This window comes from Mycobacterium sp. E3247 (genome assembly GCF_001667785.1).
Taxonomy (GTDB): Bacteria; Actinomycetota; Actinomycetes; order Mycobacteriales; family Mycobacteriaceae; genus Mycobacterium.
The window spans coordinates 1-719 of record NZ_LZJG01000065.1 but is presented as its reverse complement, the minus strand read 5'-3'; the positions used below and the strand labels follow the sequence as shown (position 1 = coordinate 719).

General features: G+C 61.8%; 1 protein-coding gene. It reads left to right on the top strand.

Annotation, left to right across the window (positions count from 1 at the left end):
- On the top strand, positions 1 to 719 hold a 719-nt coding region (locus A9X04_RS32185; RefSeq protein ID WP_197508960.1), incomplete at both ends, for an acyl-CoA dehydrogenase family protein.

The following is a 719-nucleotide window of genomic DNA, read 5'->3' as shown; positions in this document are numbered from 1 at the left end:
AACGGCGAGAAGTGGTACACCTCAGGGGCGTCCATTTCTCAGCTGGCACTGGTGATGGCCAAGACCGATCCCGACGCCCCTCGTCATCGGCAATACACCACCTTCTTGGTGGAGCTGCCCAACGCGGGTTTCGATATCGTCCGCAATATCCCTATCATGGGCGAATCCGATATCCCCACCTACCAGGGCGAAATCCAGATGGGCCACGCCGAAGTGCGCATCAACGACCTCGTTGTCCCCCACGAGAACATTCTCGGCGGACTTGGACAGGGCTTTGCCATGGGCCAGCATCGGCTCGGATACGGCCGGCTCCGGCACGGGATGTGGAGCGTGGCCAAAGCTCAGGCAGCCTTGGATATGGCCACCGCACGTGCGTGCGAGCGTGTCACCTTCGGCAAGCGCGTCGCCGATCGGCAAGGCATCCAGTGGATGCTCGCCGATTGCGCCGAGAAGCTCTACATCACGCGACTGATGATCCTGCACCTGGCCTACAAAATGGAGCACGGGCACGACCTGCGCATCGAGAACTCGATGGCCAAAACCTATATCGCCAACATGCTGATCGAGGTGATCGACACGGCGTTGCAGATACACGGGTCCTTGGGCTACACCCACGACCTGCCGTTGGCGGCCTGGCTCTCAGAGGCGAGAATGAGCCGCATCGTCGACGGCCCCGATGAGGTGCACCGCTGGACGGTGGGGCGCAACGTCGTCAAGGC